This window comes from Microbulbifer donghaiensis (assembly GCF_900129095.1).
GTDB lineage: Bacteria > Pseudomonadota > Gammaproteobacteria > Pseudomonadales > Cellvibrionaceae > Microbulbifer > Microbulbifer donghaiensis.
The window spans coordinates 1,114,870-1,137,951 of record NZ_FQVA01000001.1 but is presented as its reverse complement, the minus strand read 5'-3'; the positions used below and the strand labels follow the sequence as shown (position 1 = coordinate 1,137,951).

The window sequence follows — 23,082 nt, the reverse complement described above, 5'->3', positions numbered from 1 at the left end:
AGCGGCTGCGTGTTTCCGGTTGGGGGGACGTCGCTCGGTAACGCCTGAATCAGGCCGTTTGCAGACGCGGCGAGTGATCCCGGTCGGCAATCGGCCAGTGCAGGAATGCGGCGAGCAGGCCCAGCAGTATGCCGGCATACCAGATACCGTCGTAATTGCCGAAGGTCTCGTACAGGAAGCCGCCCAGCCATACGCCGCTGAAACTGCCGAGCTGGTGGCTGAAGAACACGATGCCGTACAGGAAGGTCATGTAGCGGGTGCCGAAGAAGCGTGCGACCAGGCCCGACGTCGGCGGCACCGTCGCCAGCCACAGGAAGCCCATCAGCGCGCTGAACGCCAGTACACTGGCAAGCGATACGGGCAAAACCAGAAAAACGGTGATCGCGACCACGCGCCCCAGATAGATCAGTGACAGCAGCTTGTGCATCGGGTAGCGACTGCTGATTACCCCGGCCATATAGGCACCGATGACGTTGCACAGGCCGATCAGGCTGATACTCCATGCGCCCACTTTCGGGTCGAAGCCCAGATCCACCAGGTAACCCGGCATATGCACGGTGATAAAGGCCACGTGGAAACCGCACACGAAGAAGCCGAACACCAGCAGGGTGTAGGAGGGCACCTGGAAAGCGCGGCGCGCAAGTTCGGGTAGACTGATTTTCGCGAACGCGGCATCGTCGCTGCTGTCGACGGGCGCTGCGCTGTGGCGTACCAGCGAAATGGCGCAGAAGGCCATCAGCACGGCGGACAATCCGAGGATCTGCAGCGCCTGGTACCAGCCGGCCCAGTCGATCAGCTGCTGCATGATCGGCACCAGCAGGAACTGGCCGAGGCTGCCGGCCGCGGTGCCGATACCCAGTGCCCAGGCGCGGCGCTCCTCCGGCACGGCGCGGGCCAGCGCCGGCAGCACGATTCCGAAGGCCGTCCCGGCAACCCCCGCGCCGACCAGCAGGCCCGCGGTGGACGTGATGGCCCAGTCTGTTGTCGAGTCGGCCATCAGCCACATGCCCAGCCCGTAACAGGCGGCGCCGCCCAACAGCACCTTGAGGATACCGTGGCGGTCCGCCAGGCCGCCGGCAAACACCGCGAACAGGCCCCAGGCCAGATTCTGCACGGCCAGAGCCAGTGAAAACACATCCCGCCCCCAGCCGTGCGCTTCTGACATGGGCGCCAGGAACAGGCCGAAGCCAGCCCGGTAACCAAAGGACAGCAGCAACAGCAGGCACGCGCTGATCAAAACGGGCAGGATGGGCTTGATATTTTTCATGGAACAGCTCGGGCTGAATGGCGGCAGGGGCCCGGCAACCGGCCGGGAGCAAAACTCGCCCAGAGTAACCGCTAAGCCGTTGGCGCTCAAAATATCGCAATCAGGATGAAATACCGCGAAAGTCCCTGACAGGTGGGTCGGGCTGCGGGGGCGGCCTCCGCCAGGGGCAGCTCCGGCTGTATCGGCACGCGTTCGCGCCGTTATCCTACTGAACCGGTTGGTTGTAGTTTGCCTGCGTCTGGCTGTTGAGGAAATCGATCAGTGCTGTCGCCAGAGCCTCGGGCTGTTCCGGCAGCATGGCGTGCCCCATGTTCGGGAAGGCGGCGAGTCGGGTGTTCTGGCGCTTGTTGACCAGGTTCCAGGCATTCTGCGCCGGGGCTATTTTGTCATCCAGGCCCTGCATCACCAGCCCCGGCGCCGTGCCGCCCAGGTAAAAAGGTTTGAAATCCGTGCGCTCGACGGCCCCCACCTGCAGTTTTGCCGTCTCGCCGTTCCAGCCGCGCCGCCAGGCGGAGGCATCATTGCCGGGGGCGAAGAACGAATTGGCCACGGCTTCCATCTGCCGCTCCTTGGGCAGGTTGGGGTCGAATGCCTTCTTGAATTCCGCCCAAACCTTGTCGCTTGGCTCTATCTCGCCGCCGGCCGCCATCAGCACCAGGCCGATGACACGCTCCGGTTGCAGAGAGGAGACTGTGCGGGATACCCGGTTGCCGAAGTTCTGGCCGAGAATAAACGCGCGGTCGATCATCAGCTGGTCGGCGACGCGCCAGACATCCTCGGCCAGCTCCCGCAGGCCCACCTTTTCCATTGGGCCGCTGCTGCCACCGATACGGCGGGGATTGATCAGCACTACCCGGTAACCGGCCTTGGCGACCCTGTTGCCGAGATCTTCGAAATCCCGTGCCGGTCTGCCCAGGGACGGGTGCATCAGCACCGCCGTGCCGCCCCCCTTTTGAAAAACTTCCAGGTTCACATCGCCGTGGCTGATGACCCGGCGCTGCCAGGAATTGTCCAGTGCGGAGGCGCCGACACTGGCTACCAGCGCAGCGAGGCAACAGGCGGTAACAAACAGCGCCCTGATTAGGCGGCGTAAAAACAATCGGCCCATCGCCTGATTCAACCTCTTTTGCTGCGTGTGGCTGAAACCAGTTTAGTTGCCGGAGCGGGTGGGGCGGTTGGTTGGTTGGCGCCTGAGTCCCTCGCGCGAATGACTCCGGTGCTGTGCCGGTGCCAGGCTGGCGGCACTTTGTCGACGTTATCCGTGAGGACTAGGCTTGAAACATTGCAGGTAATGATCGATGTGGAATTTCGATGGCGACGCTGCTCAGGGTAGGTGGGAATCAGCAGGGCAGGGACTTTGTGGTCGGCGACGTACACGGCCACCTGAAGCAACTGCGCCGGCAGCTGACGGAGCTGAGCTTCGATCCGGGCAGTGATCGCCTCTTTTTTCTCGGTGACATCATAGATCGCGGCCCCGACAGCGAGGCCGTGCTCGCGATGATTGACCAGCACACCTACTGGAGCGTGCTCGGCAACCATGAGGCGATGATGATTGCGGGCTTCGAGGAACCTGGACGCGATGTACTGCACCGGTGGAACGGCGGGGAGTGGTTTTACGCACTCCCGCAGCGGCGACAACAAGAGCTTGTTGAGCAGTGTCGCGCCTGGCCCTGGGCCATTGAGCTGGATGCCGGGCAAAGTTGCATTGGTTTTGTGCATGCGAATGTACCGGACAACAGCTGGGGACGTGTGACGGAGCTATTGAAGTCCATCGACGATAATTGGCAGTCCGGTGTTCTGCTGTCGGATAGCGCGGTGGAGTACGCCGCGCAAAGGCTGCTGTGGGACAGGGATCTGGTGCTCAGACTCTACAGCGAAATCCTTGAGCCCCGCAGAAGCATAAGAAAACTCGCTGATTACATACGCGCGCCGCGCTATCAGGATCGGATCGCGCGGGCCTCGGCGGAAACGCTGCGGCCGTTCCAGATTGACGGCATCGATGCCGTGTATATGGGGCACACCTTCGTGCCAACGGCGATGCAAGTCGGCAATTGTCATTTTCTCGATAGCTACCGAGAAGCACAGGGAGAGCAACTGAGCATTGTGTGCGTAAGCTGGACCTAAACGGACCTGCAGGAAAAATAGCTCCCGTGGCAAAGGGTGAATTTTTTGGCATCGAAGTATCCTCGAATAAGTGCGTCCTGTCACAAATGGTGCAGGGCGGCGCCATAATTTGAAACCGAGACCAAGGTTCCGGATATGTCACAGTTAGTTTCAATAGCGAAAAATATTAGAGAAAAAGTGCGTGTGATCTGGGATGTGAACCTTTTTATTTTCATGTCGTAGGGTTGAAGAATAAAAAAGACAGGTTGGACTATTTTGTCGTGGTCGGAACCCGACTTGACGATTCGGGGGTTGGCTGCAACGCTTTCCACTCCTCCAGTATTTGGCATTTGATGCCAGCATTTGGGCCGGTAAATCGCGCTGTGCGTTTTATTTCCGGGCTGAGAATTACTCCGAAGAAAAAACTGCAAAGCGCTACTCATCCAGAAGCAGTGTGAATTTATTTGGAGACAATAATGAAAAGAAGCATTCTTGCCGCACTTATCGCCGCTGGTGTGCCTCTCAGTGCATCTGCCGATCACTCGTGGGGCGACTATCACTGGGCCAGAACCACCAGCTCCTTCGACCTCACGGTAATCAACAGCACCACCAGTGACTGGGATCCCTACGTTACCCGGGCCATTGCGGATTGGTCGAGTTCCAACAAGCTGAATATGGTCGAGGATGGGAGCGGCGATACCAGTTCCAAGACACGCCGCCGCTGCTCCGCGCCGGATGGCATGGTGCGGATCTGCAACCTCGATTATGGCAATACCGGTTGGCTGGGTATTGCCGGCATATCCCTGGACTCGCAGGGACACATAACGACCGGCTACACCAAGCTGAACGACACCTACTTTGCCCAGTCCTACTACAACAATGATGACTGGAAGCAGAGTGTCACCTGTCAGGAGCTGGGGCACGATGTCGGCCTGGATCACCAGGATGAAGACTTTAACAACCAGTCGCTGTTTTCCTGCATGGATTACCAGGATCCTCCCTACGAGTATCCGGACAACCACGACATGCAGCAGCTCGGCGAGATTTATGACCATCTGGATTCGTACGATTCCTATATCTCCAGCGGTTCCGGTGGTGGTGGCGGCGACTGTAATTCTCCACCCGGAAAAGGCTGTAACAAGTCGGATATCGGCTGGGAGAACAGCAACAATGGTTGGGGTATGTCCATGGGCCGGCGCGGACAACATGAGACTTTCATCCGCATCGACCCACAGGGGATCTGGCATATCACGCACGTCACTTGGGCGAAGGGGCACTGATCCAGAGTCATTTGCTGGATTGGCCTGAAGCTCTCTCCAGAGGCCCGCCGCAAGGCGGGCTTTTTTATTCCAGCGTGCTTTGCCGCTCAGGCTATTGGTCGTTTGGTGAAATATCTGTGATAAGCTGGATTTTCGCGCCATCTGCTTAACAGGCATACGAAGATAACAAGGAGGGTTGGGATGGCTGATAAGCTCTCATCCAGGGTCGGCGGCACGCTTTTCGGTGGTTTCTTTTTCTGCATGGGGTTTGGTTTCTTTACCGTCTTCGTCGGCCTGACACTGGTGGATCGTGTCGGAATGCAGGGCTGGCAGCCGATGCAGGCGCAAATTCTCTCGACTGAACTGAAGACGCACCGCGATAGCGACGGCGGTACCACCTACCGGGCCAAGGCGAACTATCAGTACCGCTTCAACGGCCGCGACTACCGCGGAGACCGGGTTAGCGTCCATACCGGCTCGGACAACTTCGGCAGTTACCAGCACGACATGCACCGGCAACTCTCCGCCGCAAAGCGACAGGGTCGGTCGGTATCCGGGTGGCTCAATCCCGCCGATCCATCCGAATCGGTACTGGATCGGGAGCTGCGCTGGATACTGGTGCTCTTCCCCACCATGCTGTGCTCCGTCTTTATGCTTATTGGTGGCGGTATCGTCTATCTGGCCTGGCGCAAGGAGGCGGTGCCGGACCCGGAGGTCGTGAAGGACACGCCCTGGCTGGCGCGGCCGGAATGGTCGCCCCGCGGTATCTATTCCAATAACAAGTTGATGGTCGGTGGTGCCTGGTTTATCGCGCTGGCGGTCAACACGATCAGTTTGCCCTGCGCCTATATCGGATTGGAGCACTTGGCGAAGGGTAAGTACGCCGGCCTGTTGTTGCTGATGGTCGGACTGTTTGGTTGCTACTTCATTTACAGGGCCATAAAAAAGACCTTTGAGCATGTCCGCTTCGGCAGGGTGCCTGTGGTACTGGATCCCTTCCCGGGGGAGATAGGCGGGCGGGTGAGCGGGTATTTGCAGTTCTCCAAATGGCTCGATGCCGGTTCCCGCTTCCGCGTTACGCTCCAGCAAATGAAAACGGAAACCAAGCGCTCCGGCAATAAGACCAGTATCAGCAATACCAGCCTGTGGGAGCTGAGCGGTAGCGGCGCCATGAGGAGCAGCGGCCAGGGCTCTCGGGTGCATTTCGCGATCGAGGTTCCCGCGGGCATGCCGCCGTCAAGAACCAACGTCGGCAACGGTTACTGGTGGAACCTGGAGGTAAAAGGGGATATGCCGGGCGTCGATTTCAAGCGGAGCTACGAGATTCCGGTATTCCATACGGGTGCACCGGCAACGGCGACGGCTGCGGCCGGTGTCAAAGTGGCAACTGCGCAGGCGGACTTTACCGAGCAGCTGGAAGCGATGCTCGATGTGGAGCAGCGCGATGGCGGCGTCCTGATAAAACAGGCTCCCGGGAAGCAGTCACTGGCCTGGCCGCTGGTACTGTTCGGTGTGCTGTTTGGCGGCATCGGTATCGGCGTCGGTTTTACCGAAGCGCCGCTACTCTTCCCGATCGTTTTTTCCGCATTCGGGTTGTTGTTCGCCGCGCTGGGTATCAACCTGTTGATCACCGGCTACGAAACCTTTATCGGCCGCGACAGCGCCGTGCACAAGGTATTTCGGCGCGGCAAGGAGAAAAAGCAGGTTGTCTGGCCTCGCTCCACTTTGCGGGGGCTCTGCCTGCACAAGAGCGGCTCCGGCGGCAGTGGCGGCAAGACAACGGAATATTTCGATCTGCTGCTGCAGAACAGCAGCGGTGAGACACTGAAAGTCAGCTGTGGTATCGCCGGCCGCCTGCCGGCGAACCAGTTGCTGGAGAGTGTAAGCCTGCTGACCGGGTTGCCCACACTGGACGAGTACAAGACCAGGATACAGCTCAAAAAAGAAGAGATGCAGGCTTAGTATTTCTGGCACTGCAGGTATGCTGGGTACTTTGCGGCTGCGGCATTCTTAGCGAAGTGGAGTTATCGGTGTAGGCCGCAAAAATAAGTAAATTCTGGAGTATTGATTATGGAAGCAAATTTCTGGCACCGGAAATGGGCGGACAATGAGATCGGTTTCCACGCCAGCGAAGCCAATCCGCTGTTGGTCAAACATTTCGGCGCACTGTCGCTCACTACCGGCAGTCGTGTATTTGTACCGCTGTGCGGCAAGACGCTGGATATCGCCTGGCTGCTCGCGCAGGGGTACCGGGTGGTCGGTGCTGAGCTGAGTCGGCTGGCGATAGAGCAGCTTTTTGAGGGGCTGGGGGTAAAGCCGGAGATAGCCCAGGTCGGTAATATCCTGCATTTCCGTGCGGAATCGATCGATGTTTTCGTCGGCGATATCTTCGACCTGTCGGCCGAGACACTCGGCCAGGTCGACGCGGTCTACGACCGCGCTGCGCTGGTGGCTCTGCCGGAAGACATGCGCAAGCGCTATACCCGGCATTTACTTGAGATCACCCAAAGTGCACCGCAATTGCTGATCACTTTCGAATACGACCAGAGCTTGCAGCCGGGGCCACCTTTCTCGATCAGCAGCGCGGAAGTCGAGCAGCACTACAGCGATCACTACGCGTTAACGCTGGCCGAAAGCCAGGATGTGGCCGGCGGATTGAAAGGCAAATGCGCGGCTACGGAAAGTGCCTGGCTTCTGCATAACTCCTGAAGCTATTTCATTGTTTTGGCGGGGTGAGCGGTAGAAATGGTGCCTCAGGACTTGATATTCGCGCCGATACACGCTTTGCTATTGCCCCATCGAGTTGGTCGAGAGATCGCTTTGCTCTTGCTACTCCAGAAAAATAATTCAGAGACAGATCTATGAAAAAGATTATTTCCCTGGCCGTGGCCGGGATTCTGACGGCCTGTTCCGGTGATAATCCGGGCCGTGAAGATGCGGCGGCTAGCGCCGCAGACGCCCAGTCCCTGGCCGCCGAACAGACCCTGAGCATGGTGTATCCGGAAACCCGGGAGGGGAATGTGGTCGACAGCTATTTTGGTACTCAGATTGCCGATCCCTATCGCTGGCTGGAAGATGACCGCAGCGATGAGACCGCGGCCTGGGTCAAGGCCCAGAACAAGGTGACCTTTGACTACCTCAATGCAATTCCGTATCGCGACCAGCTGAAAGAGCGCCTGGAAGCGCGTTGGAATTACGAGAAGGTCGGTAAGCCCTTCACCGAGGGAGCATACACCTACTACTACCGCAATGACGGGCTGCAGAATCAGTATGTGGTCTGGCGCAAGAAGGGCGACAGCGAGCCGGAAGTTTTCCTGGATCCCAATCAGTTCAGTGAGGACGGTACCACGTCGCTGGCCTCGCTGGCCTTCTCTAAAAATGGTGCCATTGCAGCCTACTCAATTTCCGAGGGTGGCAGTGACTGGCGCAAGATCATAGTGATCGACGCGGAAACCAAGAAAGTCCTGGAAGAGCCGCTGCTGGATGTGAAGTTCTCCGGCATTTCCTGGCAGGGCAACGAGGGTTTCTACTACTCCAGCTATGACAAGCCCGAGGGCAGTGAACTATCGGCGAAGACCGATCAGCACAAACTCTATTACCACAAGCTGGGCCAGCCCCAGTCCGAGGATCAGCTGGTATTCGGCGGCACGCCGGAAGAAAAGCGCCGCTACGTGCAGGGCTATGTGACCGAGGATGACCGCTTCCTGGTTGTCGCCGGGGCCATGTCTACGTCCGGAAATGACCTCTTTATCCGCGATCTCTCCAAGGAGAATGCGCCGCTAGTGCCGGTTGTGACAGACTTCGACTCGGATACCGATGTCATCGACAACCAAGGCAGCAAACTTTATCTGGTGACCAACCGCGATGCACCGAACAAGAAAGTGGTCACCGTGGATGCGGCGGCGCCGGCAGCGGAAAACTGGGTTGATCTGATCCCGGAAACGGAAAATGTCCTGACCGCCTCCACCGGCGGTGGCTATTTCTTTGCCGAGTACATGGTAGATGCCCTGTCCAAGGTTTATCAGTACGATCACAGCGGTAAGCGCGTGCGGGAGATCGAACTGCCGGGTCCGGGCAGCGCCAGCTCCATCGGCGGCAAGCGGGAAGAGGAGTTGCTCTATTACTCCTTTACCAACTACAAGACCCCCTCCACCATTTTCTCTTTCGATGTGGACAGTGGCGAATCGGCGGTCTACAACGAGTCCGGTGCCGATTTTGACGGCGACCGCTATGAGTCGAAGCAGGTCTTCTATAAGTCCAAGGACGGCACCCGCGTGCCGATGATGATCACCTACAAAAAGGGTACCGAGCTCAACGGCAAGAACCCGACCATTCTCTATGGCTATGGTGGCTTCAATATCAGCTTGACGCCGTCCTTCAGCATTCCCAACGCGGTGTGGCTGGAGTTGGGTGGCATCTACGCGGTGCCGAACCTGCGCGGTGGTGGCGAGTACGGCAAGCGTTGGCACGATGCCGGCACCAAGCTGCAGAAGCAGAATGTCTTTGATGACTTTATCGCGGCGGCCGACTACCTGATCGACAACAAGTACACCTCCAGTGACTATTTGGCGGTGCGCGGCGGTTCTAACGGCGGCCTGCTGGTGGGCGCGGTAATGACCCAGCGACCGGACCTGTTCAAGGTGGCGCTGCCCGCCGTCGGCGTGATGGATATGCTGCGCTACCACACCTTCACCGCCGGTGCCGGCTGGGCCTATGACTACGGTACCGCGGAAGACAGCGAGGAGATGTTCGAATATCTGAAACGCTATTCTCCGGTTCACAATGTGAAAGCGGGCGTGGCTTATCCGGCAACTCTGGTAACCACCGCCGATCACGACGACAGAGTGGTGCCGGCCCACTCCTTCAAGTTTGCCGCAGAACTGCAGGCTAAGCAGGCGGGCAGCGCACCGACGCTGATCCGTATCGAAACCAAAGCCGGCCACGGCGCCGGGACACCGGTTTCCAAGAGTATCGAGCAGTATGCGGATATCTTCAGCTTTACGCTCTACAACATGGGAGTGGAAAGCCTGACGCTTTGATTTGGTCTGATTAGCAAAAGAAGAGCCCGGTTTATCCGGGCTTTTTTTTTGTGTGAACTGGTTTCTGTAGCTATTTCGTGAAGCCGGGTCGACAAACGGGCCGTTGAAGCAGAGCGCATCAATGGCCGGGAATGGAGGTGGAATACGCCCCCGATCCAGTTACTTGCGGTAATCCAGCGGCGGCTTGCGGTCGCCGAGCAGCGGGGCGTAGTCGAAATCATCGCCGCGCTTCTGCTGAAACTCACTCGTTGCCTGCTCGACGAGTTGCGGTTCGCGCAGCAGCTGAATGCCGGCCAGCGTCAGTGTCTCCGCCGCGAGCAGCATGCCCTTGTGGCCGATGCCCATTCCACCCGCGGCCACCGCCTGCCAGGTGTGCGCGGAGGTGCCGGGCACCCAGGTGGCGGTGCCGAAGCCGCCGGTGGGCACGTTCCAGCTTACGTCGCCGACATCGGTGGAGCCCGGCGAGGCAGCCTCGGACGGATCGTAAGCGACGATTTTCTTTTCATCGCCAAGTTGATGTTCCGGGCGGTGGGCGAGACCGGTCAGGGTCTGCGCGAACTTCTGTTCCGCCGCGGAGTACTCGATACCGCCGAACTGGCGCATGCTCGCGTCCAGCAGGCGGTTCAGGGTCTGGTTCGGCAGCAGGCTGTGGTTGCCGTGGATCACCTCCCACTCGACGCTGGTGCCGGTGCCCTGGGCCGCGGCCCGGGCAACCTGCTCCACGCGCTCCCAGATGGGCTCCAGCGCGGCCGCCGATACATCGCGCACGTAGTAGAACACCTCGGCATTGGCCGGCACCACGTTCGGGGCCATGCCGCCGTCGGTAATCACATAGTGGATGCGGGTGCTGTCCGGCACATGCTCGCGCAGCATGTTTACCATAAAGTTCATCGCCTCGACCCCGTCGAGCGCCGAGCGGCCGCGCTCCGGCGCCGCGGCGGCGTGGCTGGCGATACCCTTGAAGCGGAATTTGGCCGACTTGTTGGCCAGGCTGGAACGGGGCAGGGCAGAGTTCTGGTCGTCCGGGTGCCACTGCAATACCACGTCGGTTCCGTCGAAGGCCCCCGCGCGCACCATATACACCTTGCCGGAACCACCCTCTTCAGCCGGTGTGCCGTACAGACGGATCTCGCCCGGTGTGCCGCTCTCCTTGAGCCAGCGGCTCAGCATGATCGCCGCGGCAGTGGAACCGGCGCCGAACAGGTGGTGTCCGCAGGCGTGGCCCGCGGCCTGGCCTTGGATCGGGCTCAGTTGCGGGGCTGCCTGCTGCGCGACACCGGGCAGGGCGTCCATCTCCGCCAGCAGGCCGATCACCGGCCCGCCGAGGCCCTGGCGGTAGCGGGCGACGAAGGCGGTGGGAATGTCCGCGATACCGGCCTCGATACTGAAGCCGGCCTCTTTCAGGTGATCCTGCAGGGCCGCGCTGCTGCGCGTCTCCTGATAGCCCATCTCGGCCCAGTTCCACAAATCGTCGGCGAGGCCGGTCGCCTGCGCACTGATGCGGTCGGCCTGCTCGCCGACCCAGGCGGCGTCGCTGGCGAGGGACTGATTGTCGTAGGCGTGGGCGGTGGTGATGGCGCTTGCCAGCGCAAGCGTGGCCAGAGTGCTTCGAATCATGGAATTTCCTGTTGTTATGATCATTGCGGTCGGAGCGCCTTGGTGACACCGTACCAGTTTACTGAGCATTGTGCCCGATAGCAGCTCGCTTCGCCGCGCCCAGCGGCTCTGGCCGACGCGCCCTGTGCCTGTTATAAACGGCAGCAGACTCGGATCGCGTGATTGGCGGTGCGGAGCTGCCCAGCAGTGGGGTCAATAAATCCAACAAAAATCATTGCCAGCCGAAGGCCCACAACCTCAGGAGACATGGACCATGTGTGACGACCTGACCAATAAAGACGCGGAAGCCTATTTTCTCAGCAGGGGCATGAGTCGCCGCGATTTCGGCAAAGTGGGGCTGGGCGCGGCCCTGGCGATGATGCTACCTCTCTCGGCAACGGCACAGGACGTGGTGGAAGCCAACGTGATGGTCGAGACGCCGGACGGCGAGGCGGACTGCTATTTCGTGCACCCGGCAAAAGGGCGGCACGCGGCGGTGATTATGTGGCCGGATATCTTTGGCATGCGCCCGGCCTTCCGCCAGATGGGCAAGCGCCTCGCTCAGTCCGGTTATGCGGTGCTGGTGGTCAATCCCTATTACCGGACCATGAAAGGGCAGCTGGTCCCCAATGATGTCGCCGTTATCGATCCCGAGCTGAAGCAAAAGATTTTTCCCAAGGCGCGCGAGCAGGCCCGCACGCTGTCGCCACAAACCTGCGTGACAGATGGCCGCGCCTTCGTGAAGTTTCTCGACCAGCAGCCAGCGGTGGCTACCGATCGACAGGTCGGCACCATGGGCTACTGTATGACCGGTTCCTATACTTTCCGGCTGGCGGCCGATATGCCAGAGCGCATCGGTGCCGGTGCGTCCTTTCACGGCGGCGGCCTGGTGACAGACAAGCCCGACAGCCCCCATCTCCTGATACCGGAAATCAAGGCCGGATTCCTGGTCGCGATTGCCGAGAACGACGACGAGCGCGATCCTAAGGCCAAAATCGTATTGCGCGAGGCCTTCGACAGCGCCGGCGTGACGGCCGACGTCGAGGTGTACGAGGGCACGCTGCACGGCTGGTGCCCACCGGATTCCGCGGTCTACAACCAGGCCCAGGCGGAGCGCGCCTGGCGCGAGGCGCTGACACTGTTCGAGCGCAATCTCGCCTGATGCGGCGTTGTAGCGAGTGAGCCGAGAGAGAAGGACGATGCAGGATTTCGCAGAAATAGAAGCAAAAGTGATCGAGCGTTTCGGCGGCGAACAGGAGCTGGATGCGCGCCTGACCAAGCCGAAGTCGCCGCGCACGCTGAAGAACATAGCCGATGGCCGCTGGCTGTCCGAGGCCTCCAAGGCGGTATTCCAGGCCGGCTTCAACTGGAAGGTGGTCGACAACAAGTGGCCGCGCATAGAGGAAATCTTTCACGATTTCGACCTGTCCTACTGCCGTTTCCTTTCCGATGAGGCGCTGGAAGATATCCTGAAGCAGGACGGCATGATCAGTCACTGGAAAAAGACCAAGTCCATCCAGCGCAATGCGGATTTCTTCTGGCAGCTGTCCGGCGAGCACGGCGGGCTGGGCAACTATTTCGCCGGCTGGAACAGTGCCAATTACGCCGACAATCTGAAATCACTGCAGAAAGGCGGCGACCGGCTCGGCGGCAAGACCGCGCAGGTGTTCCTGCGCCGTATGGGGGTGGATACGCTGGTGTTCTCCAACGATATGGTGCAGGGACTGATTCGTGCGGGCGTGGTGCAGAAAACGCCGTCGTCGAAAAAAGACTGGGCCGCACTGCAGGAAGCGATCGAGCTGTGGCAGGCCCAGAGCGGGCGCAGCCTGAATGCGATCAGCCAGATACTGGCCTTTTCCGTTGGCTAATGACTGCCAGCGTTGATACGCATTCACAAAATAAAGGTTTCGGCACCCTTGCTGTTCAGGCGGCAGCGGCCTTGCGAGCCGCTGCCCATTCTATTGCGGCAGGGAGAAAATTCGACAACCCCGATCGCCCTGTAGAGGCGTCAAAGATTCACCCCGCTGTGGCGGTTGACGGATTAATCCAACTTCCAGGCGCCATCCAGGTATTCCAGCACCGACATGCGCCCCTGGTCCAGGAACTGGATATTGCGCACTTCATAGGGCGCTTTCAGGCCGGAGGCTTCGAGCTTGGACTGGTCGATCGGCAGCTGCATTTCGCGCAACCCGGCGTCCAGCCACTCCGCCTGGTAGGCCAGTAGGATCGGCTTGTATTCGCCGGCGCCGTCCCGGCCGAACACCAGTGCCCGCACTTCATAGCGCCCCGCGTCCCGCACGTCGACCGACAAATTCAGCTTCTGTGCGCCGCCGTCCACGGCCGAGATTTTCGCCGTTTGCAGGAAGATATCCGCGGCCACCACGGCGACCCGTTCAATGGCCTCGTCGCGGGCATTGCGCAGGGTGGAGCGCACTTCGATGCGCCACAACTCACCGGGGACCGATGGGGCATCCGCTTTGATCGGCCAGCTCACCCGGTAGCCATTAGCGCTCATCTGCCCACTGACATCGTAGCGCTGGCCATTGGGGGCGATCAGCGTGGTTGCGATGGATTCCAGTTTCGCACCGGCGCTACCGCTGGGTCTGGCTTCCAGCACCAGGTTGCCACCGCGGGCAAAACGTTTGCGCGGCGTCTGCACTTCCAGGGCAGTATCGCTGTGTTTGTCCAGCACATAGACGATGTATTCGGCATCGGCCCTGGCGTTGCCATTGGCCTGCAGAGTGAATTTGCCGCGGCCCATTTCTGCCGGTACCCGCATCACATGCGCTCGGCCGTAAAAGTCGGGGAAGTTTTCCCTGAGGCCCTGGGATTTGCGGTACAGCGCGATGCTGTCGTCATCCACGCGGCGGCGCTCTGTGCCATTGGACAGGGTCATGCCCCGCGGGATGTCGGAATTGACCACGCGCTTGCCGTTGTTGCCGCGATCGAGTGGTGAAATTTGGATCACCGCCTTTTCCGCCTCGATCACCAGCTCGGCACCGCGATTGAGCTCGGCGCCACTGACTTTGCGGAAGAAGACCCGACTGTGCTCGGTGCTGCCCGAGTCCTTCAGGCGCTGCTCGACATCCGGCTCCACGTACTGCGAGAAGTGAATGCGCTCGCGGCTGTCATTGCGGATCTCCTGGGCAGTGGCGACGGTGGTGAATGCACAAAATAACGCAAGGGATTTGATCAGTATTGATTTCATGTTTTCACCTTAAATGTCATTTCGCAGGATTACGTCGAGATTGAAACACTTGCGCCGGCTCTGGTTGTGGCTGAGAGGCTCACCGCCATTCGTCCTGTCGTAGTCGTAGAACCAGAGGCTGCCTGCAGCCCTCTGCGAGGTGCAGTTAAGGAAGCCGTCTGAACAGTTGTCCAGCCACTCCTGGGTAATTTCCAGCCCCAGGTTTTCGGTGTAGCCCCCGCAGTAGCTGTCGGAATCCCACACCGCCGTCTCCACATCGGTGCCGACGACATTCCAGAAGCCGACTGGCAGCGACGGGCGCCCGGCAGTGCCCAGCAGCCAGTTGTCGTTGTAGTAGGTCATCCAGCTGGTCTGCTGCATACGCACCGCGTCGTTCTGGTAACCGAGCAGCCAGCCCACCGATGCTTCAAACACATTGCCAGCCATTACCGCGTCTGCCAGTGGCGTACCCGCGCTGGATGCGGCCAGTACATTCACCCAGCGGGTACTGTTGATGATCGTCGGGTAGCGGCTGTCCCAGGTGGGATTGGACAAAATCCAGCGCATGACATTGCCGCCGTTGGAATGGGTGATTACCACCAGGTCATCAATATTCATCGCGGTGACAAAGTTGTACAGCTGCGTCGCCAGACAGCCCGCAGCAGCGTCGTCCCACATGTATTCCTCGAAATTGCAGTTTACGACCAGCAGGTTGTTGCTGGTGGGCAGCCCCTGGCGAATGGACTCGACCATGCCGGACTTCCAGTAATCGTTGTAGGCATCGGACTGCTGGCCGGTACCGTGCACCAGTGCCACTCCGGTCGCGGCCAGTGCGGACAGTGGTGCGCTGATTAACAGCACCGCTAATAGCTTTAATACTCTTGTTTTCATCGACTGTTCACCTGTTCGTTACTCTTATTGTTTGGACGAAATGAAATAGCAGGGCGATACAGAGAGGTCCCTGTTGTTTTGGCCGGTTGCGGAGCGGCGCTGAGATATTGATCGAGACGGCGCCTGCTCAGAATCCGGTATGCATTGCGTCTCCTTCGCGTGCGCCGTTGATTCTATAGCTCCTCTGATTACGCAATAGTGGCATTGCGGCAGTGGTGCCAGAATGATCCGAAATTTGTGCGGCAGTGCATAAAAAATTCAAAGAAAAAATTGGCGAATGATCGGGTGTTAAATTAATGAAAAAAGACCGGTTGGTTTCGACTGGTGCGTCCGAACCGTTTAGTGGGGGCAGCTTTAAATCGGCGGGCCGGAGAGAAGTTCTATCGGTGGCGAGCTGGAAGTTGTGAAGACTGATGTCGGCGGAAGATGTGCGCGCTGACAGTGAAAGATATTGCGATCTTGTGGGGAAGTTTTGTGTGGGGTGAGATCCAATTCCGTCGAGGGTTTTATATCGGCCTCGATGGCGAATAGCATGCTGTCGAATTGCGGCGGTTAGCGATTCTGAATGCTGCGTTTTCAGTAATGCGCGGACAGTGACATTCGGGGAGCGTTGAATTCCACTCGCAGCGCTGGGGAAAAATTACTGAGTCGCTTCCACAGCAAGAGGTTAACCGGAAGACTTCTGCCCGCGCATAAAGGAGAGAGCCCTTGTCATCAGATCGCCCAGGCCCATGCCGAGTAGCACCGTGGTCGCGACGAGGGTTCCGATAACGAGACCCCAGATATGTGCTTCTGTTGCCGCCGGTGCCCCGGTCCACTGCTCAATCAGCGAGCCACTGGTGCCAAACCATTCCGAGTACACCTTCAGTGACAGCAGTGCCATCAGGAAAAGACCCCACCAGCGGGAATCCCTGTCACTTATGTTCAGGACGGCACCCAGGGCGATCAGTGCGTGAGTCAGACCGGACAGCCCCTGATACACACCGATATGCGGCTCGAATACCAATAGTGCCAGTCCGCAGAGGCCCGCGAGGATGGTGAGGCCGAACAGGGCCAGGTCGAGACGGGGACGGATGGGTAACAATCCCCAGGCCAGGATGACCCCGGCGCAGTTCATCAGCAGGTGATTGAGGTTGGTATGGGTGAAGTGGCCGGTGACAATCCGCCAGTAGTCACCGGTGAAAATCAGGCTGCGGTCATAATGCAGCAGGCTGTCCAGCTTGGCCGGGACGAAGTAGATCAGACAGGCGCTGGCAATGACGATTGCGGGGGCCAGCCACTCAATGACCCTGTCCAGGACAGTGCGTAACATTTTCTTGTGCCTCTGTAGTTATTCGTAACGGCATTATGGTTAAAAAACTTTGACGCATCGAATATCAGGACCGCCAATTGCGCTACAGGCGAGTGACTGCGGCGTCTATTCCATTTTGTCTGGATGCGGCGATGGTCAGATGGTTCAGGCTAGCTTACGCCAACCCAGGGGAACCCGGCAAACGCTTGCCAACAGCTCACCTACAGCTTTCCCGAGAGCTGATCCTCAATCACATTGGCCCAGTAGTTACTCCATGAATAGGCCAGATGGTCGCCATCGGAGTAGGCGGGGAGGTTGTTTATCGTTACGCGACAGACTTCGCCGTTACGACACAGTTCTCTGGACGGGTTGATAATTCCCGAAATCTTCTTCTTGCTGAATTCGACGGCGTCGTAGAAGAAATCATATCTCTGCTGATATTCACTGAAAGTGAATGCCAGGTTTTCAGCTTCTGTCTCCGGATTGGCGGCCTTGGCCAGGCGCAGCGGCACATTGCCCTTGGCGCCCGGCACGGGCCCCCAGATATAGATGTGCTTGCCCTTGCTGTGCAGCGTGTCGATTGACTGGGTGAATGCACTGGAAAAAATGGCCAGGGACTCTCCCGGTTCGGCTTTCCGGTCGGAGTCCAGCGTTAACGCGCGCCTTGCCTGTATCCATGTAGACGCTAGCACGACATTGCGTATTGATTTGTCCGTGTAGATATATGCATAGGCTCTCTCATTGAATTGCCGGCATCGCCCCTTTTCCTTGAACAGACTCAGGCCAACCAGTGGGGGGCACGAGTGGCGGAATATAAACAGGCCGGATTCTCCTCTGCCTTTTAGCCAGATGTCGAAGGCTCTCTTCAGAGCCCAGGCATGGGAGTCTCCAAGCATGATCCAGGAAGGATCTTGCGCTGCATCACCGACCTGGCAGAAATCTTCCCTGCGCAATTCGCTGGTCGCGTCGGGTTGGCACTCCGGCATGTCTGGCGGAGTGTCAGAGCTGTAGTTGGCGAGCTGTCGAGCCGTATCGGTAAGCCGTGAGGGCAGGCCGTTTTGCGTCAGGACCGTGGCGCTGAAGATAATCGTGCAGGCCAACCCGGTAACATAGCCCCAGGCGACGCGCTGCGGGTGGGTCTCGATCGAGACTTTCCTTGTAGGATGCTCCACCCAGTGGAACATCATTATCGATATTAGAAAGGTCAACAGGAAAAAGGTAATACGCCACTCTACCGTGTAGTCCGCTCCCAGCTGGTAGGCGGCAAAGATATTAATCGGCCAGTGCACCAGGTAAAGCGAATAGGAGAGCTTGCCGATGTAAACGGGCAGCCGGGTACTGAGGAGCCTGGTAATCGATGATCCTTGGCAGGTGCCGGCGTAGATAACCAGGGCCGTGCCGATCGTCGGCAGCAGGGCATAATACCCGGGAAACTGTACGTTCTCCGAATAGAAGATAACCGCCGCCGCAATGACAATAGCGCCGGCTACAGCGCAGGTCTCACTCTCAAAGGCAGTGATCGCCTTTCGGCGTTGGGCAAAAAAGACAATAAGGCCTCCGACAATAAACTCCCAGGCCCGTGTCGGCATCAGGTAAAAAGTTGCCTCTGGCTTGACGTTTACGAAGTAAATGTTCAGTAAAAACGAGCATGCGCCGGCGAGTGCAAAGGCGGACCAGAAATGCCTGCGGAAAAACAGAAACAACGCAAAAATGAAAAGTGGGAAAAACAGGTAAAACTGTTCTTCTACGGCCAGGGACCAGGTGTGTAGCAGTATGGCAGAGTCGGCTTGCAGGCCGAAGTAGTTGATAGTCTGCCAGTAGTAGATATTTGACGCGTAGACCTGGGTGAAAATGACTTCTTTGGCCAGGCTGGAAAAGTGCTCTGGAAGCAGGAGGAAGTAGCCCGCTATCAGAGTCAATGCAAGGGTCGCAAACAGCGCGGGCGCGAGCCGGCGAATCCTCGCAAGATAGAATTTTGCGAAGTCGATTTTCCCGTGGTTATTGAGCGCTTGCGTATAGAGTATTTTGGTGATCAGGTAGCCGGAAATAACAAAGAAGATATCGACACCGAGAAATCCCGCTTTACCGAGATCGAGGATCTTGAAGTGAAAGACGAGCACGAGCAGCACGGCGACCGAGCGCAAGCCGTCGATATCGGCTCGGTATCGCATGGGTAAATCAATTTTCATTGCTGGGCTATATCGGTGATCGGTTTAGTTTTCTGCCTCAGTGTCTTAGTTTTAATCTCAACGGTCCGAAAAAATTCCCGTGCGGTTGCGGCGGTTTTTTCAGCCAAACAAATGGATTTTCTTCGGGTGGATAAATTTTAGGCAATCTAGTTGGTCAGGATTGCTGTATGGCGGACTTATAGTGATGTTTCTGTAATTATTTCGGTTTGTGGAAATGTCGAGAAGGGGGCGGCGCCAGGCAGAGTATGGGGTGCCTTGTTCGTATTGCCGGGTATGCCCTTCGTTGGCGAGGGCGATCGCCGGCAGACTCGGACTGCGTCGCTACTGTCACCCTGTCGGATGGATCACATGTGGCGGTGCGAGAATGATTGTGCCGGTCAAAATTGATATCAGGCCTGTGAATGTGGAGCCTGATTGAACTGCGTGAACGCCGCTTCCAGCCGATCGGCCGCGGTGTCTTCGCCGTGCCGGCGCAATATCTCGATGACGCACTCGGCAGTGCAGAGGCCTCCATCCGGTTGATTGCGGCGCAGGCGGTAGCTGGATGCGGCGTCCGATTCGATGGCCACCTGGGGGGAGCCCTGCAAGTAGGGGCTGCGGTTGTAGATTTTGCGGGCTTCCTGCCAGGTGGCGTCGATCAGGATCACATGCGAGAAATCTTCCAGCCGTGCCGGCGCCGAGTCCGCGGCGGGATAGACCAGCACCGCTTCGCCGGCCTCAATGCTGGTCACCAGTGCCGGATCCGGTTCGCGCCGCGCCCAGACCACGCGCTCTACCAGGTTCCCGCATTGCGCCAGCGCCAGTGCGCCGGTATTCGTCTTGCGATGGAGTTCGCGCTCGTGGGTCAGAAGGGTGATTCTCATAGCCGAACCGATCAGGCCAGCGCCAGACAGATATACGGGGTCCGGTGCCGGGCAAATCGCTCGATCCAGGATTGTGCCGCTGGCGTCGATCGCCGTCTTGCCTGATTCTCGTATTCCATTCCTATCCCGCTACCGTCACGGCGCCCCGTGGCCACATTTATTTCATCCCACCATGCCACCGCTTGTCCCCGGGGTGGGGCGTAACGGCCTTATTTACACCCCGCCGGCCGCCACTTTGCCAGAATGCGGCGAAGCTACTACGCAGACAGAGTAAAATCATGACACAAGCCTCCACGGAGCGTCGATACGATATCGACTGGCTGCAGCGCCTGATGATACTCACCGCCGCGGGCTGTTTCGCTGGCGACGCCGCAATCTGGCGGTTGAACCTGTGCGACATGTCTGCTGCCAGAGGCGAGAAACGGGCAACCGGGCCGGTGTTGTCCCAATAGATCGCGGCGCTAGTGGTAGACTCCCGGTCTTTGCCCGCCCGCTCGGGCGCATCACTCCGGCCGGGCCCTCGGGCCGGGGTCGCAATCAACAGGAACTGGAAAGAGAACTATGGGTTATTTCGTTGGAGCCTACGCCACTGCGCCGATCACCGAATCCTGGGACCCGGCCATCCAGGCCGAGTACTACGACGGCCTGAAGGCGATGCCGAACGTCCGCGGGCTGGAGCACCCGTTTACCGGCGCGCTGCACCCGGTCGACGACGACTGGTTCCTGGCCAACATCGATCCGCAGTGGGATTTCGTCTTCACCGGTATGCCGGGTGTCATGCAGCGGCTGGGCGGCGATGCCAACTTCGGCCTTGCTTCCTCTGACGAGGTCGGGCGGCAGGCGGCGCTGGCGTTCTACGAGCAGGCACGGCAGGCGATTCACAAACTGAACCGCCACCTCGGCCGGCAGGCGGTCACCGCCCTGCTGATCCACGCGGCCCCGCGGGTGGCGGCGGACAGCGCGCCCGATGCCGCGGCCCTGGTCGCCTCGCTGCAAACCCTGGCGTCCTGGGACTGGGATGGGGCCGCGCTGGTGCTCGAGCACTGCGATGCCAAGGTTGCGGGGCAGGGCGCCGACAAGGGCTTCCTGCCGATTGCAACGGAAATCGACGCCGTGACCAGCGCCAATCGCAGCGCCGGCAACCCGGTGGGTATGTGTATCAACTGGGGCCGCTCGGCGCTGGAGACGCGCGGCGTGGATGGGCCGGTGGCGCATCTGGAAGCGGCGCGACAGGCGGGCCTGCTGCGCGGGCTGATGTTTTCCGGTGTGTCGGGGCAGGAAAGCCCCTACGGGGTCTGGCGCGATACCCATATGCCGCCGGCGCAGGCGTTCGGTATCCCGTCGTTCGAGCCCTGCTCGCTGCTGACGGAAACCGAATTCCGCCGCTGCCTGGCGGCCGCCGGCGAGCTCGACTTTACGGGGGTCAAGATTTCCGTGCGTCCGGATTCCCTGAGCGTCGCCGAACGGCTGGCGTATATCGCCGGGGTGCTGCATATCCTCGACCGGATCCGCGCGTAACTCGCCGCCGGAGCGATCCCGGGGGCACAACGTGAAGGCAGGCATGGCCTGCCTGAATGTGACTCGGCTTGCTATAAGTGTGATCGCTCGCCGGGCAACCGCGCTTCGCCCACCGCGCTTCTTTCACCGCACCCCTGTCACTGCGCTCAGAAACGGGACAGCTCGTCGCGGAGGTCCTGCTCCAGCTCGGATGGCTCGGTGATCCAGACACTCATATCCGGGGCCGGAATCACCCCGACCTCGATGCCATCCTGTTTCAGGCCCGGCAGCCATTTCTTCAGGAACTGGGGCAGGGGGATGCCCCTGGGCTTGAGATCGGTATCGTTGCCGGCGTAGGCCGCGGCCAATTCCGAATCGGGCCACACCGGCAGATACTCGATATCGTCGTCGTCTGAGTGCAGCTTGAGGAAATGTTCTTCGCTGTTGATCAGTATCCAGACTTCCCTTTCTTCGCCGACCACATCCAGGAAATAGTCGAAGCGCTCTTCGCAGCTTAGTTCCAGTACGCTTTGCAAGCGGTCATTGCTCATGTCTTGATTTGATTCCCAATGTTGAGGACGGGTCGCCTCGCTAGAAACAGGATCGGCCGAGCATCTGTTCGGGCCATTGCTGCCGGCAGGGTATCCGCTGTGGTGCGGTTATTTCAACGGAAAATTGCCGCACGACACTATTCCGATCCCGGGGGCCTGGACAGCGTCTTCAGGCCATCGATGGCTGCCTGGATTTGGAGTTCGCCGGTATTGCCGCTGACCACCGACGAAGGCTTTTCCGCGCCGTAGCCGCCGAGCAATGCATCTGCCGCCGTGGGCACATAGCGTATATCGCCATTGCTCATGCCCACAAAGAAGGTGAACTCGACGGGGCTGTCGCGCTTCAGGCGCTTACCGAGTGCATCGAAGTACTCGCCGGGGAAGCTCGCGAGGGCAATGCGCGGTGTGAGCAGCAGCAAGCCCACTTCCGCAGCGGGGTCGTCAAACTGAAGGGTGTCGAATCTGAAGTGGCCCTCGCTGCTGAATTGGTCCAGCGCCTGGATCGCTCGTGCCGCGCCCCGTGACAGAGCCTGGCCCAGTCGCCTGGCCTCTGCCTGTGCTGCCGCGAAGGGTTTCGTATCGGCGCGATAGGGATTGACGTCACCGGCGGCGCCGAGGAAAAACATGGCGCGGCCGCCGACGTTCTGCTCGAAGGATGCGCGCAGGGAGCCCGGGTAATCCGCGGAGACCACGGCCCGTTCCAGATCCATGGTCACCACCGGGTGGGCGCTGTAATTGAAGATGGTCAGGAACGGCCGCTTCCCCTTGTCCCGCAGGTGGATGACGCCCAGCGTGTTGTCCACGTCGCGGTTGGGTATCCGGTCCGGGTTTGACCACAGCATTTCCACCCGCTCATTCGCGATGATCCTGCGGTTGTAGGCCTCGTCGATGGCAATCTCTGTTGCGCCAATAGTCACCGGTTGGAGCCTGCTGCCGGCGGTCTCGACACTGTGAATGAGCTTCGCCCGCACGGCGTCCAGCATGGGGTCCGGAAAATAGCCGCCGTGGGTATGGGTTGCGGCAATCAGCACATGATCGAAGCCTCGTTGCTGCAGTTGCTGCCGGACGGCGATGAAGTCGGCTTCGCGCAGAACCAGCAGGTCGGCGGAGACCAGCGCGATTTTGTGCCGGCCGTCCGCGAGAACGGCAGCCTGGATATAGAGCGGATCCCCGATGGATTCGACCGCGCCGCTACCGCCGCCGAGCAGACTGAGCGTGTCGCCGGGTTGTGGAGTGATTTCCACTTCGGCAAATCCCGCGCGGAAGTCAGCGGAAAAGGCGCTGGCCGCCAGGCACAGAGTCGTCAGCAGAAACAGGAGTCGCAACGGCATGGGCTGAAGAAGCTCGCA

Annotated in this window: 19 protein-coding genes; 9 read left to right on the top strand and 10 right to left on the bottom strand. The window is 59.4% G+C overall.

What is annotated here, in order from left to right; translation table 11 throughout:
- Nucleotides 1–49: 49 nt before the first annotated feature.
- Both BUC36_RS04805 and BUC36_RS04800 read right to left on the bottom strand, forming a co-directional pair.
- Nucleotides 50–1,267 (bottom strand): MFS transporter, encoded by a 1,218-nt coding sequence (locus BUC36_RS04805; RefSeq protein ID WP_073272194.1) that lies wholly within the window; start codon nucleotides 1,265–1,267, stop codon nucleotides 50–52.
- Between the two features lie 205 nt (nucleotides 1,268–1,472).
- Entirely contained in the window at nucleotides 1,473–2,366 is an 894-nt protein-coding gene (locus BUC36_RS04800; protein ID WP_159435984.1) for an alpha/beta fold hydrolase, read from the bottom strand.
- A 212-nt stretch (nucleotides 2,367–2,578) separates the two neighbouring features.
- On the opposite strand from BUC36_RS04800, the gene BUC36_RS04795 reads away from it, so the two are divergent.
- The 5 genes from BUC36_RS04795 to BUC36_RS04775 all read left to right on the top strand — a co-directional run bounded on the left by BUC36_RS04795 (nucleotide 2,579) and on the right by BUC36_RS04775 (nucleotide 9,668).
- Nucleotides 2,579–3,391, top strand: a complete 813-nt coding sequence (locus tag BUC36_RS04795) for a metallophosphoesterase (RefSeq protein WP_073272187.1) — start codon at nucleotides 2,579–2,581, stop codon at nucleotides 3,389–3,391.
- Nucleotides 3,392–3,846: 455 nt separating this feature from the next.
- Entirely contained in the window at nucleotides 3,847–4,650 is an 804-nt protein-coding gene (locus BUC36_RS04790; RefSeq protein ID WP_073272184.1) for a zinc metalloprotease, read from the top strand.
- 180 nt (nucleotides 4,651–4,830) lie between these two features.
- A complete protein-coding gene (locus BUC36_RS04785; RefSeq protein ID WP_073272181.1) occupies nucleotides 4,831–6,591 on the top strand; it encodes a DUF3592 domain-containing protein in 1,761 nt (586 codons plus the stop codon).
- A 108-nt stretch (nucleotides 6,592–6,699) separates the two neighbouring features.
- Nucleotides 6,700–7,338: a thiopurine S-methyltransferase gene (tmpT, locus tag BUC36_RS04780; RefSeq protein ID WP_073272176.1), complete on the top strand. Its 639-nt coding sequence runs from the start codon at nucleotides 6,700–6,702 to the stop codon at nucleotides 7,336–7,338.
- A gap of 152 nt (nucleotides 7,339–7,490) precedes the next feature.
- Complete coding sequence (locus BUC36_RS04775) at nucleotides 7,491–9,668, top strand: prolyl oligopeptidase family serine peptidase (RefSeq protein WP_073272173.1); 2,178 nt, start codon at nucleotides 7,491–7,493, stop codon at nucleotides 9,666–9,668.
- A 159-nt stretch (nucleotides 9,669–9,827) separates the two neighbouring features.
- On the opposite strand, the gene BUC36_RS04770 is transcribed toward BUC36_RS04775, so the two are convergent.
- Nucleotides 9,828–11,285 carry an amidohydrolase gene (locus BUC36_RS04770; protein WP_073272171.1) on the bottom strand — a complete coding sequence of 486 codons (1,458 nt, stop codon included), beginning with the start codon at nucleotides 11,283–11,285 and terminating at the stop codon, nucleotides 9,828–9,830.
- A 253-nt stretch (nucleotides 11,286–11,538) separates the two neighbouring features.
- Between BUC36_RS04770 and BUC36_RS04765 the strand changes: the two genes are divergently transcribed.
- Nucleotides 11,539–12,426: a dienelactone hydrolase family protein gene (locus tag BUC36_RS04765; RefSeq protein ID WP_073272168.1), complete on the top strand. Its 888-nt coding sequence runs from the start codon at nucleotides 11,539–11,541 to the stop codon at nucleotides 12,424–12,426.
- A 37-nt stretch (nucleotides 12,427–12,463) separates the two neighbouring features.
- Entirely contained in the window at nucleotides 12,464–13,132 is a 669-nt protein-coding gene (locus tag BUC36_RS04760; protein ID WP_073272163.1) for a DNA-3-methyladenine glycosylase I, read from the top strand.
- A gap of 173 nt (nucleotides 13,133–13,305) precedes the next feature.
- Here BUC36_RS04760 and BUC36_RS04755 read toward each other — a convergent pair whose 3' ends face one another.
- From BUC36_RS04755 to BUC36_RS04735, 5 genes are all read right to left on the bottom strand, one after another.
- A complete protein-coding gene (locus tag BUC36_RS04755; RefSeq protein ID WP_073272160.1) occupies nucleotides 13,306–14,472 on the bottom strand; it encodes a DUF4785 domain-containing protein in 1,167 nt (388 codons plus the stop codon).
- Between the two features lie 9 nt (nucleotides 14,473–14,481).
- Nucleotides 14,482–15,342 (bottom strand): hypothetical protein, encoded by an 861-nt coding sequence (locus BUC36_RS04750; protein ID WP_073272157.1) that lies wholly within the window; start codon nucleotides 15,340–15,342, stop codon nucleotides 14,482–14,484.
- 667 nt (nucleotides 15,343–16,009) lie between these two features.
- Nucleotides 16,010–16,654: a rhombosortase gene (gene rrtA, locus BUC36_RS04745; protein ID WP_073272154.1), complete on the bottom strand. Its 645-nt coding sequence runs from the start codon at nucleotides 16,652–16,654 to the stop codon at nucleotides 16,010–16,012.
- A 200-nt stretch (nucleotides 16,655–16,854) separates the two neighbouring features.
- Nucleotides 16,855–18,822: an acyltransferase family protein gene (locus BUC36_RS04740; RefSeq protein ID WP_073272151.1), complete on the bottom strand. Its 1,968-nt coding sequence runs from the start codon at nucleotides 18,820–18,822 to the stop codon at nucleotides 16,855–16,857.
- Between the two features lie 389 nt (nucleotides 18,823–19,211).
- Nucleotides 19,212–19,685: a tRNA-uridine aminocarboxypropyltransferase gene (locus BUC36_RS04735; RefSeq protein ID WP_073272148.1), complete on the bottom strand. Its 474-nt coding sequence runs from the start codon at nucleotides 19,683–19,685 to the stop codon at nucleotides 19,212–19,214.
- A 278-nt stretch (nucleotides 19,686–19,963) separates the two neighbouring features.
- Here BUC36_RS04735 and BUC36_RS18965 point away from each other — a divergent pair, with 278 nt between their 5' ends.
- Together BUC36_RS18965 and BUC36_RS04730 are read left to right on the top strand one after the other, a co-directional pair.
- On the top strand, nucleotides 19,964–20,137 hold the full coding sequence (locus tag BUC36_RS18965) for a hypothetical protein (RefSeq protein WP_159435983.1): 174 nt from the start codon (nucleotides 19,964–19,966) through the stop codon (nucleotides 20,135–20,137).
- Nucleotides 20,138–20,246: 109 nt separating this feature from the next.
- Nucleotides 20,247–21,203, top strand: a complete 957-nt coding sequence (locus BUC36_RS04730; RefSeq protein ID WP_073272141.1) for a DUF4862 family protein — start codon at nucleotides 20,247–20,249, stop codon at nucleotides 21,201–21,203.
- A gap of 146 nt (nucleotides 21,204–21,349) precedes the next feature.
- On the opposite strand, the gene BUC36_RS04725 is transcribed toward BUC36_RS04730, so the two are convergent.
- Both BUC36_RS04725 and BUC36_RS04720 read right to left on the bottom strand, forming a co-directional pair.
- Nucleotides 21,350–21,733: a DUF2750 domain-containing protein gene (locus BUC36_RS04725; RefSeq protein ID WP_073272139.1), complete on the bottom strand. Its 384-nt coding sequence runs from the start codon at nucleotides 21,731–21,733 to the stop codon at nucleotides 21,350–21,352.
- Between the two features lie 137 nt (nucleotides 21,734–21,870).
- On the bottom strand, nucleotides 21,871–23,064 hold the full coding sequence (locus tag BUC36_RS04720) for a hypothetical protein (protein WP_073272137.1): 1,194 nt from the start codon (nucleotides 23,062–23,064) through the stop codon (nucleotides 21,871–21,873).
- Between the last annotated feature and the right edge of the window lie 18 nt (nucleotides 23,065–23,082).